This window comes from Ruegeria sp. BA2 (genome assembly GCF_056539605.1).
Genome location: NZ_JBQFVE010000015.1, coordinates 1 through 15,486 on the forward strand (window position 1 = coordinate 1; position 15,486 = coordinate 15,486).

The 15,486-nt window shown below is 56.6% G+C and carries 16 protein-coding genes; 14 read left to right on the plus strand and 2 right to left on the minus strand.

Annotation, left to right across the window (positions count from 1 at the left end; all coding sequences use genetic code 11):
• The first annotated feature begins 392 nt into the window (after positions 1-392).
• The 13 genes from ACR0NN_RS21475 (at position 393) to ACR0NN_RS21535 (ending at position 12,691) form a co-directional block, all read left to right on the plus strand.
• Positions 393-1,319 (plus strand): hypothetical protein, encoded by a 927-nt coding sequence (locus tag ACR0NN_RS21475; RefSeq protein WP_170726783.1) that lies wholly within the window; start codon positions 393-395, stop codon positions 1,317-1,319.
• Positions 1,320-1,403: 84 nt separating this feature from the next.
• A complete protein-coding gene (locus ACR0NN_RS21480; protein WP_170726781.1) occupies positions 1,404-2,360 on the plus strand; it encodes an AAA family ATPase in 957 nt (318 codons plus the stop codon).
• Positions 2,357-3,262, plus strand: coding sequence for a DUF58 domain-containing protein (locus ACR0NN_RS21485; protein WP_480685524.1), 906 nt, complete (start codon positions 2,357-2,359; stop codon positions 3,260-3,262). The genes ACR0NN_RS21480 and ACR0NN_RS21485 overlap by 4 nt, the downstream gene beginning before the upstream one ends.
• Complete coding sequence (locus tag ACR0NN_RS21490; protein WP_170726778.1) at positions 3,259-3,630, plus strand: hypothetical protein; 372 nt, start codon at positions 3,259-3,261, stop codon at positions 3,628-3,630. Before ACR0NN_RS21485 ends, ACR0NN_RS21490 begins: the two co-directional genes overlap by 4 nt.
• Positions 3,608-4,585 carry a VWA domain-containing protein gene (locus tag ACR0NN_RS21495; RefSeq protein WP_480685526.1) on the plus strand — a complete coding sequence of 326 codons (978 nt, stop codon included), beginning with the start codon at positions 3,608-3,610 and terminating at the stop codon, positions 4,583-4,585. The genes ACR0NN_RS21490 and ACR0NN_RS21495 overlap by 23 nt, the downstream gene beginning before the upstream one ends.
• Entirely contained in the window at positions 4,582-5,481 is a 900-nt protein-coding gene (locus ACR0NN_RS21500) for a vWA domain-containing protein (protein ID WP_170726771.1), read from the plus strand. The genes ACR0NN_RS21495 and ACR0NN_RS21500 overlap by 4 nt, the downstream gene beginning before the upstream one ends.
• Positions 5,478-6,152 (plus strand): tetratricopeptide repeat protein, encoded by a 675-nt coding sequence (locus ACR0NN_RS21505; protein WP_170726768.1) that lies wholly within the window; start codon positions 5,478-5,480, stop codon positions 6,150-6,152. Before ACR0NN_RS21500 ends, ACR0NN_RS21505 begins: the two co-directional genes overlap by 4 nt.
• Complete coding sequence (locus tag ACR0NN_RS21510) at positions 6,149-7,330, plus strand: BatD family protein (RefSeq protein ID WP_170726765.1); 1,182 nt, start codon at positions 6,149-6,151, stop codon at positions 7,328-7,330. Before ACR0NN_RS21505 ends, ACR0NN_RS21510 begins: the two co-directional genes overlap by 4 nt.
• A 110-nt stretch (positions 7,331-7,440) precedes the next feature.
• Positions 7,441-8,160, plus strand: coding sequence for a response regulator transcription factor (locus ACR0NN_RS21515; protein ID WP_170726762.1), 720 nt, complete (start codon positions 7,441-7,443; stop codon positions 8,158-8,160).
• A 9-nt stretch (positions 8,161-8,169) separates the two neighbouring features.
• On the plus strand, positions 8,170-9,327 hold the full coding sequence (locus ACR0NN_RS21520; RefSeq protein ID WP_170726759.1) for an FIST N-terminal domain-containing protein: 1,158 nt from the start codon (positions 8,170-8,172) through the stop codon (positions 9,325-9,327).
• Positions 9,328-9,329: 2 nt separating this feature from the next.
• Entirely contained in the window at positions 9,330-11,585 is a 2,256-nt protein-coding gene (locus ACR0NN_RS21525) for a hybrid sensor histidine kinase/response regulator (RefSeq protein ID WP_170726755.1), read from the plus strand.
• A 45-nt stretch (positions 11,586-11,630) separates the two neighbouring features.
• Complete coding sequence (locus ACR0NN_RS21530) at positions 11,631-12,305, plus strand: hypothetical protein (protein ID WP_170726745.1); 675 nt, start codon at positions 11,631-11,633, stop codon at positions 12,303-12,305.
• Positions 12,306-12,352: 47 nt separating this feature from the next.
• Positions 12,353-12,691, plus strand: a complete 339-nt coding sequence (locus ACR0NN_RS21535) for a hypothetical protein (RefSeq protein WP_170726806.1) — start codon at positions 12,353-12,355, stop codon at positions 12,689-12,691.
• Between the two features lie 18 nt (positions 12,692-12,709).
• Here ACR0NN_RS21535 and ACR0NN_RS21540 read toward each other — a convergent pair whose 3' ends face one another.
• Positions 12,710-13,522 carry a quinoprotein dehydrogenase-associated SoxYZ-like carrier gene (locus ACR0NN_RS21540; protein ID WP_170726742.1) on the minus strand — a complete coding sequence of 271 codons (813 nt, stop codon included), beginning with the start codon at positions 13,520-13,522 and terminating at the stop codon, positions 12,710-12,712.
• Positions 13,523-13,644: 122 nt separating this feature from the next.
• Here ACR0NN_RS21540 and ACR0NN_RS21545 point away from each other — a divergent pair, with 122 nt between their 5' ends.
• Entirely contained in the window at positions 13,645-14,676 is a 1,032-nt protein-coding gene (locus ACR0NN_RS21545) for a quinoprotein relay system zinc metallohydrolase 2 (protein ID WP_170726740.1), read from the plus strand.
• Between the two features lie 5 nt (positions 14,677-14,681).
• Here ACR0NN_RS21545 and ACR0NN_RS21550 read toward each other — a convergent pair whose 3' ends face one another.
• Positions 14,682-15,461, minus strand: a complete 780-nt coding sequence (locus ACR0NN_RS21550) for a pentapeptide repeat-containing protein (RefSeq protein WP_170726736.1) — start codon at positions 15,459-15,461, stop codon at positions 14,682-14,684.
• Between the last annotated feature and the right edge of the window lie 25 nt (positions 15,462-15,486).

The window sequence follows — 15,486 nt, forward strand, 5'->3', positions numbered from 1 at the left end:
TCTGTCCGTTTCGGCAATTTGCAGAGCTGGCCGCTTAGCCCGCCGGTAAAATGCTATCGCTGTCGCCAGAAAAATCTTCGCAACAGATCCCTCACAACCACCGATATAACGCGCAAAAAATGGTGATATTGGTCATAATCATATGCAAACATATGATTTTTAATGACATATACTTCAAACTACAATTATGCACTACGGCTGCAGATTTTGCAGTTAAGTTCGGGCGGCGCAAAGGGATCACTTTCGCTCATCAATCCGTGTGGCAGATTTACGCGCGCGCGCTTGTCCTCGCGCGAGGTGACCGGAGTGCTTGGGTTGGATTGGACAATGCCGATACTCTTGGACCGTGCGCGTATTCCAGATACGATGTGCCTCACCTTACGAGGAGTTGCATGCGTTATCTATTCTTACAGATAGCAGCGATAATTGTGTTTGCAGGCGCGCTTCATGCGGAAAAGCGCGACTATATTGAACTTGCCCGGCAAGGGTGGGGGTACGAGTTGCGCTCGACCATGCTGGGGCGCGACATGGCAATCCCCGTTCACATTAACGGGCGTGATCTGGTGGGGGCAGCCCTGTGCCTAGTCGGTGAAAGGCCACATCCGCAGACTTTGGTGGTTTTGAATGCCTTCAGAGATTTGTTGAAACACAGCTTTGGGCACTCGACACCCATGCGCTATGCTGGTCCTTCTGCGCAGAACTGCGGAACCGGGCGGACTGTGGTTTTGCGGTTGTATTCCGGGTACCCGCCCAACCAGGACTTGTCCGCGGATATCGACTGGCTTAGCGATTTGCATCAGCTCGGGTTGCCTGCGGGACGTACCTATATGGTGACGTCTCCGGCAATGGCGCAGACCTTCTTTGGCCACCGGGGGCAGGGAACTCATATCGTGGTCAAGCAGCCGGCCCATGACCGGCCGGGCAAGCTTGAGATAGACTTTCACAAATCGATCCTGCTGGAAGAGCTGTTTCAATCCTTCACATTCGGCATGGATATCCTGCTGTATGACAAGTCAGCAGGGTTCTTGTCCAAACTGCAGGAGACGCCGGTGAATTTACAGCGCCTGCCCTGGAGTTCCCACGACTTCATGCGCGCGCTGTTGAGTTCGAACCCTAGCGGTCTGTGTGCGTTTGACATCTTCATGATGCATGCGGTTGCACAATCCCCGGTTGATCAGACCATTGACCCCGGCTTTATCGACTACATTGACAGCCAATATGATCGCCTCTGGGCGCAGACGGATAAAACGCTGGCTGATCCGCAGTTTGCAGCCCTGTTTGACGAAGGCTGCACTACATCGGTCCGTGTGTCCAGGTAATACCATCTGGTGTGTTTTGCTGAAGGGGTGAATCCGGTTAGCCTGCATGCAGGTATTGCGCCCTCGGGGTCGATGGGAGGACATATGGACACAAGGCCTGAAAACCCGTCGCGCCCGATTGCGGGATTATCCGGGTACTTGTCGCAGGGGCTTGTCGGCCACGCGCATTTGGTGGAATCCCTTCTGATCGCTTTGCTGGAAGGTGGCCATCTTCTTGTTGAAGGACCGCCGGGGCTGGCCAAGACACGGGCGGTCAAGTGGTTATCGAATGCGGTCGAGGGCAGTTTTGCCCGTATCCAGTGTACCCCGGACCTGATGCCGTCTGACGTGACCGGAACGCCTGTGTACCAGCCTCAAGAAGGCCGCTTCGAGTTTGTTTCGGGGCCTGTGTTTCACACTCTTGTTCTGGTTGATGAGATCAATCGCGCGCCACCCAAGGTGCAGTCTGCTCTGTTGGAATCCATGGCAGAGCATCAGGTTACGGTTGGCAATGAAACGCACGCTCTGCCAGATCCCTTTCTGGTCATCGCGACCCAGAATCCGATTGAGCATGATGGAACCTTTCCCTTGCCTGAGGCGCAGCTGGACAGGTTCTTATTGCATGTTGTGCTGACTCTGCCGGACCTGGAAACCGAGCGTCAGATACTTGATCTGGTCATCGCCGAAACGCAGGACGGCCCGCCGGAAGTGCAGCAGATGACACTAGACGAGTTGAAGGTGGCCCGCACCGAGGCTCAGGCTGTTCATGTGGCCCCAGAGTTGCGGGATTACATTGTGCGGCTTGTGACCGCGACGCGCGAAGGCCCGTTTGCTGAACATGTGGAACATGCCGTCTCACCCCGTGGGTCATTGGCGCTGGCCTCGGCCTCGCGCGCGCGTGCCTATCTGCGTGGTCGCGATTTTGCCTTGCCCGAGGACGTGGCCGCTGTTGCTCCGGATGCGCTGGCCCACCGCATGGTGCTGACCTGGAGAGCCGTTGCGGATGGGAAAAAGCCGCGCGAACTGGTGGCCGATATTCTAGATGCGGTCGAGCCGCTGTGACCGATGCACTGGGACATGCAGGCGTAAGCCTGACAACAGATGCCCTGATCGCTTTGCGGCACATTGCATTAGCGGATCACGACAATCCATCAATGGCGGCCTTGCCCGGAGGCTTTCTGACACGAAAGCGTGGACAGGGGGTCGAGGTTGCAGATGTGCGTGAATATGTGGCGGGCGATGACATTCGTCAATTGGATCGCGGAACCACCGCCCGCACCGGGCGCCTGCATGTCCGTCAGTTTCAGGAGGAACGGGATCGGGTCGCCCTGCTGGTGGCTGATTTCCGGGCGCCGATGTTCTGGGGCCTGAAGCGGGCGTTTCTCTCGGTTGCTGCAGCCGAGGCTTTGGCTTTGATCGGGTGGCACATGGTTGAGAGCGGCGGGCGCGTGGGTCTGCTGGCGATTACGACTGAAACCTCCGTCATTGTTCCTCCGCGCGGCAAAACACGCGGGATGCTGGATGTGATTGGCGGTCTGGTTCAGGCCCATGCCCGCAGTCTGACCGCCTTGCAGAACGGCGAGGATGAGGGCTGGACGTTGCAACAGGCACTTGCCGGAGTGGAACGGCTAACCCCCATCGGATCCGAGGTCATCATCGCGTCGGGTTTTGATCAGCGGGGAGACGGATTTTCAGACCTGCTGGACCGGCTTGATCATCGCCGAAATCCGCGACTTGTTCTTGTGACCGAAAGCAAGACGCATGAAATGCCAAGAGGCTGGTATCCGATCCGACTGTCGGATGGGCAACAGAGGCGCGTTTATCTGGCCGAGGCACAGCCTTTGAATGAGCTAACTTATCAGAAGATCGCAACGCACCCCGCACTTGTCGTGAATGCCAGCGATCCGGTGGAAAACACATCTCGCCGCATCTCGTCGGCCTTCGCGGTCGGATACGTGGCATGACTGAAAAAGCCCTCTCTGAGGCCGCAATGCTGGCCAGTCTACGGGACATCCATTTACCCGCCGAGGCAGTAGGTGGGGTGCTTGCCGAATATGCAGTTGTTTTTGGTATCGCGGCGCTGGCCTCTGTTGGCAGCGTCGCCGTCTTACGATTTCTGAGCGTGAAGAGCGCCGCCAACTTCCCCGCGACAGCATCGGATCAATCGACTGAACGACCAGAATGGTCTGCGGACCGGCGCAGAGTGGCCTTGCTGCACAGATTGCGGGATCAGAATCCGGCGCGGTATGCGGAATTGCGCAGTGATCTCTATCAACCCGGCGGCGGTCCCGATCTGGAGACCCTGCAGAATGAGGTCGCGGGCCGTGTTTGAGCTTGCTGATCCCTGGGTGTTGCTGCTGTTGCCACTGCCCCTGGTGGTTGTGTTCCTGCTGAGACCGAGGCCCGTGTTTGAACGCGGCTTTCCGGTTCCGGATCGCATCGGCGTGATGCTTCTGGCAGCCAGCCCGCAAAGAGGCACCGCAAACCGGCGTCTGACTGATCGGTTCGTCTTATGGATCATCTGGGCGCTTATTGTTTTTGCCTTGTCTGGCCCGCGTGAGCTGCAGCCGGTCAGCGCATTGAAAGTTTCTGGGCGAGACCTGGCGATTGCTCTGGATCTTTCGGGATCAATGGTGCGGGATGATTTTCACCTCGATGGGCGCCAGATCACCCGTTTGGAGGCAGTGAAAAGCGTTGGGGCCGAATTTGCCCGACGCCGTGCTGGCGATCGGGTCGCGTTGATCGTTTTCGGGTCCGAGGCTTATTTCGCCACACCTTTTACATTCGATACCGAGGCTGTCGCGCAACGGATCCAAGAGGCCACGATCGGTATCTCCGGCCGCGCGACCAACATCTCTGACGGTTTGGGCATTGCTCTGAAACGTCTGGCGGACAGTCAGGCAGCGTCACGGGTTGTCATCCTGTTGTCGGACGGGGTGAACAATGCCGGTGCCACGAACCCCCGTGGTGTGGCGGATTTGGCGGCTGAGATGGGGGTGCGGGTCCATACGATTGCGCTTGGCCCCAAGGACCTGCAAAGCGCCGAGGTCGGTGAACGAGGAGTAGTCGATGCAGCCACCTTGCGCGCGATTGCTGAGGTCTCGGGTGGTGAGGCTTTTCGCGTCAAAACCACCGATGATCTTATTGAGGTTACACAGGCGCTGGATCGATTGGAGGCGACGGACAGCGCGGGCCTGACGGCGGAAATTTATAGGGCGTATTGGACGTGGCCCGCAGCGCTGGCTGCCGCACTCGCCTTCTTGGCGGCGTGGAGGCAAGCACAGTGAGCGCGCTGGATGTTACTCTGCTCCGGCCGTTTTGGGGGCTCGCCTTGCTCGCAATCTGCGGACTTGGCGGGTGGATTCTGTCTCGCTCCGGGGGGTTCGGAGCCTGGGATAAGGTCACCGATCCGCAGCTTATGAAAGCAATGGCGGCGATTGGCCGGATCGAAGGTGGCTCGTTCCCGCTGACACCGGTTGCCTTACTGTTGACCACGGGGATCATCGCGATTGCTCTGACTGGCCCGGCCATAGAACGGCGTGATGCGCAAACCTATCGCAATCTGGATGGCGTGTTATTCCTTGTTGATGCGTCAGAAAGCGTGGCAGAGCACAACCGCTGGCCACAAATGCTGAGCATGGGGCGCTTTGGTGTCAGCGCGCTTGGTTCCCGTCCCGGTGGGATAATCGTGTTCGCGGGCGATGCCTATGTCGCAACAGATATGACAACCGATCACCGGCAACTGGGGCAAACCTTCTCGCTGATCGACGGAGAAACCGTTCCCGACAAAGGGTCGCGACCCGAACGCGCATTGGCCCTGGCACTTCAGCGGATAGAAGAGGCGGGCATTTTGGCCGGGGATGTGGTGGTATTCACCGACGGCGAAGGATTAGGATCAACCTCACTGCAACAGGCCGCCGCGCTTGCCGCGCGCGGCGCGCGTGTGTCCTTGGTGTCGTTGCAATCTCCGACAGCGCAGATGCAGACCCATGCGAGTGTTGGCGGGGGTGCCGTCTTCACCTTGGATCAGACAGATGACCTGGCGCTGTGGTTGGCAGATGATGCCGCAACCCGGCTGGAACGGGCAGAGTATCCGGTGCTGTTCTGGCAAGATCTGGGGCGGTATCTGCTGTTTCTTGGACTGTTCCCCGTGCTGTTATTGTTCTGGAGGGAACGGGCATGAGATGGCTTGCGATAGCAGGTGCTGCGTGCATCACCCTTGCCCTTGCGTTGGGTGGGGCCGCCTCATTTGGGCGTGTTGCTCTGGCAGTTGGTTTGTTTCCACTAGCTGCAAAACTTTTTTCCGACCCAGACTGGCAAGGTGTTGCTTTCTATCGAGCCGGGGAATTCGACAAAGCTGCAAAAGCGTTCGAAGGCGCCGGGGACCATTACAATCTCGGCAATGCCGAGGTACAGAATGGTCGACTGGCTGCCGCGCTAGAGGCCTATGATCAAGCCATTGGGCAAGGGAACCCGGACGCTCAGGCGAATTTTGACGTGCTGGCGGCTTATTATGCAGGGCAACAGATTGACCCTGAGGCTTTGGGCCTGTTCCCCGAACGCAAGTCGGGACCAAAGGCCGACAGTTTTGTGGCGCGCGGCAATGCGCGCGCGGCCGGAACCGGAAGTGAGGTCACGAACTCGAACACGATGCTGGGGCTGGCTGAACTGGACAGCCGCGGGCGATTGGGTGTGCGGCGCATCTTTGACGATCAGTTCATGGTGGCCGACCAACGCTGGCTCAATCAGCTGTCGGATGTTCCGGGTGAGTTCATGGCGGCTCGGATTGCGCAGGAACATAAGCGCAGGGTGAAGCTTGGAATTTCGCCTCCGGCATCGGAGAGCCCGGAATGAGGTGGCTGGTATTCCTTCTCATTGCTTTCCCGCTTCAGGTTCTGGCGCAGTCAAAGACAGTGCTGCCATCCGAAGTGTCGATAGAAGTAAGCGTTGAATACACCGCCGATGTGCCCTTCACCCGTGAGATGGTGCTTTTGACGATTCGGGGTGTTTACCGTCGGCACATCACGCGGGAAGAGTTGATCCAACCTGATTTCGAAGGCTTTAGCTGGACGCAGCTGGGGCCGGATAGTTGGTCGGAGGAACGGATCAATGGCCGGAAGTACAAAGTGTTTACCCGTCGCATGGCAATCTATCCTGTCGACGCGGGCGAGCTTGAAATTGGTCCGTTCATTCACCGGCTGACCCTGACCGACGAAAATGACGACTGGTTCGAGCACGAGATTCAATCGGAGCCGTTGACCATTAAAGTAACCGAAGCCCCGGCCACCAAGGATTGGTGGTTTCCGGTGCGTAAATTGCAGATATCGGACCAGTGGTCGAACGCCCCGGATCAACTTGCACCTGGCGAGGGTGTCTTGCGCGTTATCCGGTTAGAGGCTTTGGGTGCAACGCCCGATATGATCCCGCCGATGCCTGAATTGAAGTCGCCCTCGGCCCTGATCTTTGCCCATCCTGAGAAACGCCTGGTCGAACTGACACCGGAGGGGCCCGTAACCTATGCGTTCTGGCGGTGGACCATTCGCCCTTCCAACGAAACATCGGGTATCGTCGAGCCCTTGCAGTTCAGCTATTTTGACACCGTGGCGCGGGAAACTCACGAGGTCACCATCTCGCCTCAGCGCATAGCTTACGGCACGGTTACCGGAGAAGTGCCTGTTAGTAGAACGGACGCACAGGCGCCGTCTGTAACACTGTTGGGCTGGCCTGCATTCGCGTTGGCCAGCGTCGTTTTTCTGGCTGGTTTGACGCTGGGCATGTCCGGTCACAAAGTGGCCGCGTCAAAGGCGCTGCAGCGTTTTGGCATTTTTGATCCACTGGTTCGTGATTTGCGGCGTAGTGCCAAAACCGGTGGCGTCGGCGGGCTGCGGGAAGCTGCCGTCGCGATTCTGCACCGCGACGGGCCATCTTCCGGGCGTGTCGAACAAATACGAGAATTAGATCGGCGGATTTTCGACCCTAAAGCGTCCGCACCTGATCTGACGGATTTTGCTGCGAGATTCCTTCGAAACTAGAAGATCAGAGTTATCAAGCTTTTGTTATTTATAGTATCTTTCGCCTGCGCGAAAACGAAAGTGTTGAACTGATCAGGAAATGCTGTACCTTTCTCATCGGAGGAGACGAAATGCATACCGTGGGATGCACTAAACCTGTGGATCAAGTGTCCAGCGTGCTTATCGTGGATGATCATCCGCTGTTCAGCGATGCATTGGCTGCAGCTTTGAAACTGAGTTTCGAGAACTGCCGGATTGAAAAAGCCAATACGCTTAAGCAGACCTTCGCGATACTTGGCGGAGGCTTCAAACCTGATCTGATCATGTTCGACCTCAAATTGCCCGACGTTACAGGTATCTCGGGTTTTCAACAGCTGCGACAGCGCTGTCCCAAGGTGCCGGTTCTGGTGATATCCTCGCTGGCATCTGGTGAGCTTGTGCGATCTCTGCTGGATCACGGTGCGATGGGGTTTCTACCCAAAGACACTCCGGCGCAGACGCTCAAGCTCGCGATTCAAGAGATTGCGTCTGGTCGCAAATATGTGCCGACCGAATACAGCCGCGTTGAAGAGACGAAGCCTCCGGAAAGCGCAGTTTACCAATCCAGTCCCGAGCTTTCCTCTCTGACCCCTCAACAGGTCAAAATTCTCAAGCTGATTTGTGTGGGCCAGTCCAACAAACAGATCGCATATGAGCTGTCGCTGGCTGAGGCAACGGTCAAGGCGCATATCACCGCTTTGCTGCGCCGTCTTGGGGTACGCAACCGGACCCAGGCCGCCGTTCTGGTAGACTCGGTTGTCGCCCGTCAGTCGCGACATGAGCCGGAGGTTAAGTCCTTTCTTCAACACTAGGGGGCACACATGCGGGATCTTGAGCACGGACCGAATTTTATTGCCATAGGCCGTTCTGTTGCCTTGGACTCGGCGACTGCTGTTGAAGAAGCCTGCGCAGAAATCGATTGCCATTTGTCGTGCTTTGTCCTGGCCTTCATTCCCAGCAATCTTGACCCGGCAGAAGTGTCGCGCTGTTTGAATCGGAAACTGGCGGGCGTACCTGTTTTCGGCTGCACCACTGCAGGGCAAATTACGCAATCAGGGTACGAGTCAAACGCTCTTCTTCTGCTGGCATTCCCAAAGTCCAACTTTCGATGCTCTTCCATTTTGTACGAAGTACTCAGGCCGCTGGACTCAACAGAGATCGCCGTCACCGCGCAGAGGCAGGCTGAGAGGTTCCGTCATACGGCAGGGTGGAACAGGCTTGCGCTGGTGTTTACGGACGGCTTGTCCAAGCAGGAAGATTTGCTGGTCTCAACGCTGGAGACCGTTCTGGACGGGTTGCCGATATTTGGCGGCTCTGCCGGAGATGGCCTGCAATTTGAAGAAACGTTTGTCTTTCATGGTGGCAAGGCCTACAGCAATGCCGCTGTCCTGCTGTTGATCGAAACCAACCTTGGTTTTCAGGGCATCGGATTCGACCATTTCTTGCCGATCGGGACCGAGATCATCATTACCGATGCCGATCCGGAAGAACGTGTGGTATATGAGATTAATGGCGCCCCGGCAGCACAGGAATATGCGCGTCTTGTTGGCTGCGCGGCCGAAGATCTTTCGCCGTTGGTGTTTGCTGAAAACCCTCTGCTTTTAAGGCAAAATCTGAACTACTACGTGCGCGCCATTCGCGAACCGATGGAGGGGGACTCTCTGTCTTTTCTCGCGGCGATTGATGACGGCCTTATAATGACACTTGGACGCGGAAAAGAAATCATCGAAACGCTCAAAGCCGGTCTGGACGTGCGGGACAATGCCGGGACAGCGCCGGATTTCATCCTTGGGTTCGACTGCATTCTACGTAAATTGGAGGTCGAACAGAAACAACTGAGCAATCAGGTCTCGGATGTTTTGCAGTCTCACCGGGTGGTTGGTTTCAATACTTACGGAGAGCAGCAATCCGGCGTACATATGAACCAGACCTTTGTTGGTGTTGCCTTCTTTGAGCCAGAGAAGCGGGATCTGAGCTAACCATGCTTAATCCAGAGGATCCGCTAGAGCTTCAGGTCTCTAAACAAGCCAAAATCATTGACGCATTGATGCGGCGCGCAAACCGCCAGAAAGATGTGGGCCCGTCTGCGTTCTTGGCCTTTCAGTCGGCGATCGAACTGCAGCAGCGGGTAATGGAGCAGAGCCGTGATCTGGAACGCGCTACAACCGAACTGGAAAGCGCCAGATACGAACGCGAGCAAACCCGCAAGAGCCTCGTCAAAGCGCTGTCTTCCATGGAAGAAGGGTTCGCGCTGTTCACCGATGGTGAATTGAACCTGTGTAACGAGCTGTTTCAGGCGATTTTCCCCGACATGTCCGACGTTGTCCGGCCTGGTCTCAGCCTGGGGCGGTTCTTCCTGCTGGTGCAGAACAGCCCTGAATTCGTGTCGTCCGACAATGGCATATCGAATATGCTGGATACGCTGGAACGCAACTGTCACACGGGCATGGTGTCTAGTGACGTGATCGAATTGCGCAGCGACCGTTGGTATCAATTCAGCGCGCAACACACATCTCCTCAGAACGTGGTCATTCTGCTTACGGATATCACGTCAGTTGTCCGGCGGAATCGCGACGAAAAAGAAACTCTGATCGACCGGCAAGAAGATTACCTTCAGGCGGTTTTTCAAAACATGAGTTCGGGCGTTTGTACCTTTTCTTTTGATGCCCAGATTATGATGCACAATGCGCGGTTCCGGGAAATTCTGAACCTGCCGCTATCCGTGCTGCAGGGAAATACATCTGTGCAGACGCTTCTGGATTTGATGCGCGCGCGCGGGCTGATCAAAGCAGATGATGAGCTCAAGATCGGTGAGTGGCAAAACGAGCTTAAAAGTCGTGGCTGGCTGCGCAAACGCGTGCGCGATGGCTCAGACCGTGTGCTGGATATACAGGTCAACCAGTTGCCGGACGGTGGCTTTCTCGTCGAGCTAAAAGACGTAACGCTTGAAGCGCGCGCGACCGAGACGTTGGAAAACCGGGTTATGGAACGTACGGCAGAGCTGACCCATGCTAACGGCAAACTTGTGCAGGAATACGAAGAAAAGGCGCGGGTAGAGGAAGCGCTGCGGATTGCAAAGGAACGTGCCGAAGCTGCGGTTTCTTCCAAGACACGGTTTCTTGCGGCGGCCAGTCACGACCTGCTGCAGCCGATCAATGCGGCAAAACTGATGATCTCGACCCTGTTGGAGATTACGCGCGAAACCGAGTTCCACGAGATGATGGAGCGGCTGGATGGCGCATTCGGATCTGCCGAACAGTTGTTGCACTCATTGCTGGATATCTCGCGGTTGGATACGGCCGATCCGGATACGGTGTCTCCGACGGATGTTAGCCTTGCTTCGATGATCGCCGGGATACAAGGGGATCAGACGCTGGTTGCCGAGAACAAGAATGTCCAGCTTGACGTGGTTTTGAGTTCGGAAATCGTGAACTCCGACCCGGTTTACCTTTTACGGTCCATACAGAATCTGGTGGTGAATGCCATCCAGTATACCGAGCCCGGAGGCCGGGTTCTGGTGGGGTGCCGCAAGCGTGGCGACAAGGTTGTTTTGCAAGTCTGGGATACAGGCATCGGTATTGCACGCAAGGATCAAGAGCGTGTGTTCGAAGAATTCACACGGGCCGAAAACGTCCCATTTGGTTCCGGTATGGGACTGGGATTGTCAGTGGTGGACCGCGCCTGCCGGCTTTTGGGTCACAAGCTGTCGCTTCGGTCCAAACCCGGTATCGGATCGGTGTTCAGCATCGAAATGGACAGGGTCGAAGCGGCGCAAAGCGCCGTTGAACCGTTGGACCTTTTGGCGAATTCGGGCGATGTGCCTTTGGATTTCATCGTATTGGTCATAGAAAACGACCGCGATGTTCTGTTTGGAACAACCCAGTGGCTGGAACAGAATGGGGCAAGTGTTCTGCCAGCCAAGTCGCCGCAGGAAGCAATGCAATTTGTCGAAGATATAGGGATGGCCCCGGATATCATTCTGGCCGATTATCAACTGGATGACGGAGAAACCGGTGTAAAGGCCATTCGCCAGATCCGAGAGATGACGCAGGCTCAGGTACCTGCAATTCTGATTACGGCGGATCGCAGCGAAGCTTTGCGTCAAGACGGATTGCGGCATGAGATTTCAGTTATGACGAAACCGGTGAAGCTGCAACGGCTTCGGTCCATGATAATCTGGAAGATTCAGCGCGCGCTGGCCACTCAAGCACCAAACACCGACAAAAGTCGGCGGTGACATGGGGCGAGTAGCCCATACTCTCATCCAAGGGAGGACCAAATCATGAGAATGTTTCTTTGTGGGCTGGCAATTTCGATTTTGAGTTTGAATCCGGCATCCGCTGCGTCGCTTGATGCCGAGCAGGCCTATGATTTGCTTTTCCAGAATGGTGTTCTGGACACCATCGCCCGCGACCAGGAACTGGTTTATCAGCGCACGGTCACAAACCAGCTTAGGCCCGATACGGCAGAACGGGATACCGGCGACATAGCGCTCAGTTTTAAGGACGATGGGACCGAAATGGCGCATCTGGAGTTTCGCCAGGAAAACAAACACCGCGCGATGGGTGTTTTCCCGGCCAGCGTCGGCAATCCGATGATCATGGTATTCTACGAAAGTGCCATCCGGGATATGGCCGAGTCTGCCGGTGGAAGTCCGTTTTACATCCGAAACCGAGTCAAGGATGCTCTGGTTCAACCCGCCGAGGTGGTTGAGGGCGAGGCCGTGTTCGACGGTAAAACCATTCCCGTGCAGACCATCCTGATGCGTCCTTTTGCCGAGGATCCAAATCGGGACCGTATGCAAGGGTTCGGAGATCTCGTCCTAAGCGTCACTGTATCAGAAAAGATTCCGGGATGGTATCTGAGCCTTGTGGCGGAAGCTGTGCCCGAGGGCCGGGATACGGCTATTTACCGATCAGAAATGCAGTTTGAAGGATTGCAGGAGGATCGTGAATGACAGCCCCTGGCCAAATATGGGAACGGGGCCGCGCAACCGTTGCAGCCATGGTTGTTGTGGCCTGTCTGACAGTACCAACCATTGCGGCCGCCCAGAGCATTGCAGACAGGCTGAACGACTATCCGACAGCAGCGCGCGCGGATTATGTGTTCGCCTGTATGGTCACCAACGGCCAAACGCGCGAGATGCTGGATCGGTGCTCGTGTTCGATTGATCTGATCGCCTCGATCCTGCCTTATGAGCAATACGTACAGGCGGAAACCGTTCTGTCGATGCGCCGGGTCGGGGGCGAGCGCATGGCGTTTTTCAAAAGCGCGGTGCTTGCCGAAAACATGGTGGCCGACCTGCGCCGGGCGCAGGCCGAAGCCGAAGTTGTCTGTTTCTGAATTAAACGCTGGTGCTGATTAGCTGGCCGCGGCTTTGGGAAGGTCTTTCTCGAAGATGTTGCCTTCGGTATCCTTCGCCTTGACCGTCAACATGGTCGAGCCATTGTCGTTATAGGCAAACCGGAAAGCGGGATTTTCCGAGATCGAAATACCACCGTCCATGGTGAACAACAGTTCTTCCCCCTGCCAGACCTCAATATGGTCAATGAAATGCGCAGGAATGAACAGTTGCGTGACCTGATCGCGTTGCAGGCCGGAATAGTTCGGGTGGCGGATCATGATCTGCGCTTCGCGGCGCGGTGTCGAAATCTGCGCCTCTTGCCCAAAGCTTCGCAGCTTCATTTTGCCCATAGATGCTAGGGCGATCTCGGGGTCTTTGCTGGCCGGGGCCGAGCAGCCGCCTGAGGCTTTGACAAAACGGCCCGTCATGTGAAGCCCGTCTGGTGTCTCTGCGATCACACGAATATTCGAGTATTGGTTCACACGAACCCGCATCTCGAAATCCAACTCACCCATGGCTGGGGAAAAGGTGAAAACGCCTGCAATCGGGGCTGGGTTTTCGTCGATCACCACCGTTGCCGCAGAAATCTGAGCATCGGGATCAAGCTGTTTCAGAACGATGGGCACCGTCGCAGCATCGTGTGCGCGATAGGGCGCATCCAGCGCAAGCAGCAGGTCAGCGCTTCCGATCTGGGCGTCGCCCACCACATCATATTGCAGATCCTGCCAGGTTTCGCTGTCAACGAGCGGATTCTTTACCGGCTGTTCCGCCCATGCGGGCAGGGAAAGCGCAAGTGAAAGGATCGCTGCGGGTGCTATTGCTCTGGCCATGCTATCTCCTCCGGCAACCGGTGCCACAGAATATGCCACAAAACGCCAATAAAATACATGCCGACGAAAGGCGGTGTGGTTCTGGCACAAATCTGTGCCAGTCTTCGAGGCGGAGGATTCCCATGTTCGAAGCCGTAATTTTGCTATGCGCCCAGGTTGCGACCGAGCCCTGCAGAGAGCAGCTTTTGCCGGGTTACGAAGCTGTGTCTCAGGCCGGATGCGAGCAGAGATTGCAGATGATGCCTCCACAGCTTTCCGACGGGCGCAGCAGTGATCCCATTTGCCAACCCATTGGTCAGACACTGGAATTCGAAGAAGCAGCACCCGGTCTTTTCGTGCACCGCGGCCGGATAGAAGAACCCAATGCGGACAATCTGGGGGATGTGTCGAATATCGGCTTTGTCATCGGCCAAGATAGTGTTGCCGTAATCGATACGGGAACGGCCCCCTGGATAGGAGAGGCCATCTGGCGCGCCATCCGGTCAAGGACGGACAAACCCGTCAGTCACGTTATTTTGACCCATATGCACCCCGATCATACGCTTGGGGCGGGGCCTTTGACCCTTGCGGGAGCAGAGGTTGTTGGCCATGCGGGGCTGGAGAGGGCGCTTTTGGACCGGCTGGGCTATTACGTCGAAAGCCTGAGCGCTGTGATCGGGCCCAGCGCCTATGTGGGTGTTGGACCGATCAAGGTCGACCTTGCAGTTGAGACCGAAGAAGAGATTGATTTGGGTGAACGCAAACTGATCCTGCGGGCCTGGCCCAGAGCGCATACTGGCAATGACCTGACGGTGATAGATGTGAACTCTGGCGTCATGTTCACGGGCGATCTTGTATTTCACCGACATACCCCTGCTCTGGATGGCCAGTTGATCGGGTGGCAGCGCGTTCTGAAAAGGATGACCGGGCTGGATGTGACCCAAATCGTACCCGGCCATGGTGGGCCGATCCTGGCCTGGCCCGACGGCGCTGAAGACATGGTGCGCTATCTGGATGTGCTTGAAACCGATACTCGTGCGGCAATCGGCAGCGGCGAGCGTATGGGCGATGCGGTCGAGACAATCGCGCAAGGGGAAGCCGGACAATGGGAGTTGTTCGAGGCTTACAATCCACGCAATGCAACAGTTGCGTTTACCGAACTGGAATGGGAATAGCTGCGTCAGCGAATGGCACGGTTCAGGTTCTTCGCGGCGTCCAGATTGGCCTGATCTGCGCCCTGAACATTCGTTAACCGCGTCGCGGTTAGATCGGCGTCTGTGAAATCTGCGCCAGACAAGATGGCCCCTGTCAGGTCTGCCCCGCCTAGCGTGGCCATCGACATATCGGCACCGGTGAAATTCGCGTTTGGCAGTTTGGCAAATTCCAGATCGGCGCGGGACATTTGCGCGTTGGTGAAATCGACGTCTGTGCCTTGCGCTGAGGTCAGGACACCGCGCATAAGCCCCATGGATTGATTGCGCATATCAGCCGAGAAATCTGCCCCTTTGAATATTGCGCGGGTCAGGTTTGCCTTGGTGAAATCCGCGGCGGTTCTGGCATTTGTGAAGTCAGTGTCGCTTAGGTCGGCTTTGCCCAGCTGGGTCTGGAACAACTCCGCCCCGACAAGTGAAGCGCCGGAAAGATTTGCACCTATCATCCAGGATTGGCTCAGAATCGCGCCATCCAGAGTTGAGCCGGACAAATCTGCGCCGTTCAATGAAGTCGCCCGTAGGATTGCATTGCTGAAATCCAGCTCGGACAGGTCCAGCTTGTTCAACCAGACCCTGGTGAAATCGGCAGGGGCGTCGGTTGTGGCCGCGTCGAGCCGGGCAACAACCTCTGCGCGGGTCATCTGCGCTTCGGTCATCTTGGGCAGCGTCATATCAACCCCGCTCAGCGGGGATTGGCCATGGGCTGATAGCGGCGCGAGAGCCAGTAAGATGATCAGTAAGGGTTTCATATATCCCTCCTGTGCGTCTGGGCCG

Excerpts from the sequence above, each read along its gene's own strand:
- ACR0NN_RS21475 (WP_170726783.1), top strand. The coding sequence starts at position 393 with ATGCGTTATCTATTCTTACAGATAGCAGCGATAATTGTGTTTGCAGGC.
- ACR0NN_RS21480 (WP_170726781.1), top strand. The coding sequence starts at position 1,404 with ATGGACACAAGGCCTGAAAACCCGTCGCGCCCGATTGCGGGATTATCC.
- ACR0NN_RS21490 (WP_170726778.1), top strand. The coding sequence starts at position 3,259 with ATGACTGAAAAAGCCCTCTCTGAGGCCGCAATGCTGGCCAGTCTACGG.
- ACR0NN_RS21495 (WP_480685526.1), top strand. The coding sequence starts at position 3,608 with ATGAGGTCGCGGGCCGTGTTTGAGCTTGCTGATCCCTGGGTGTTGCTG.
- ACR0NN_RS21505 (WP_170726768.1), top strand. The coding sequence starts at position 5,478 with ATGAGATGGCTTGCGATAGCAGGTGCTGCGTGCATCACCCTTGCCCTT.
- ACR0NN_RS21510 (WP_170726765.1), top strand. The coding sequence starts at position 6,149 with ATGAGGTGGCTGGTATTCCTTCTCATTGCTTTCCCGCTTCAGGTTCTG.
- ACR0NN_RS21515 (WP_170726762.1), top strand. The coding sequence starts at position 7,441 with ATGCATACCGTGGGATGCACTAAACCTGTGGATCAAGTGTCCAGCGTG.
- ACR0NN_RS21520 (WP_170726759.1), top strand. The coding sequence starts at position 8,170 with ATGCGGGATCTTGAGCACGGACCGAATTTTATTGCCATAGGCCGTTCT.
- ACR0NN_RS21525 (WP_170726755.1), top strand. The coding sequence starts at position 9,330 with ATGCTTAATCCAGAGGATCCGCTAGAGCTTCAGGTCTCTAAACAAGCC.
- ACR0NN_RS21530 (WP_170726745.1), top strand. The coding sequence starts at position 11,631 with ATGAGAATGTTTCTTTGTGGGCTGGCAATTTCGATTTTGAGTTTGAAT.
- ACR0NN_RS21535 (WP_170726806.1), top strand. The coding sequence starts at position 12,353 with ATGGTTGTTGTGGCCTGTCTGACAGTACCAACCATTGCGGCCGCCCAG.
- ACR0NN_RS21540 (WP_170726742.1), bottom strand. The coding sequence starts at position 13,522 with ATGGCCAGAGCAATAGCACCCGCAGCGATCCTTTCACTTGCGCTTTCC.
- ACR0NN_RS21545 (WP_170726740.1), top strand. The coding sequence starts at position 13,645 with ATGTTCGAAGCCGTAATTTTGCTATGCGCCCAGGTTGCGACCGAGCCC.
- ACR0NN_RS21550 (WP_170726736.1), bottom strand. The coding sequence starts at position 15,461 with ATGAAACCCTTACTGATCATCTTACTGGCTCTCGCGCCGCTATCAGCC.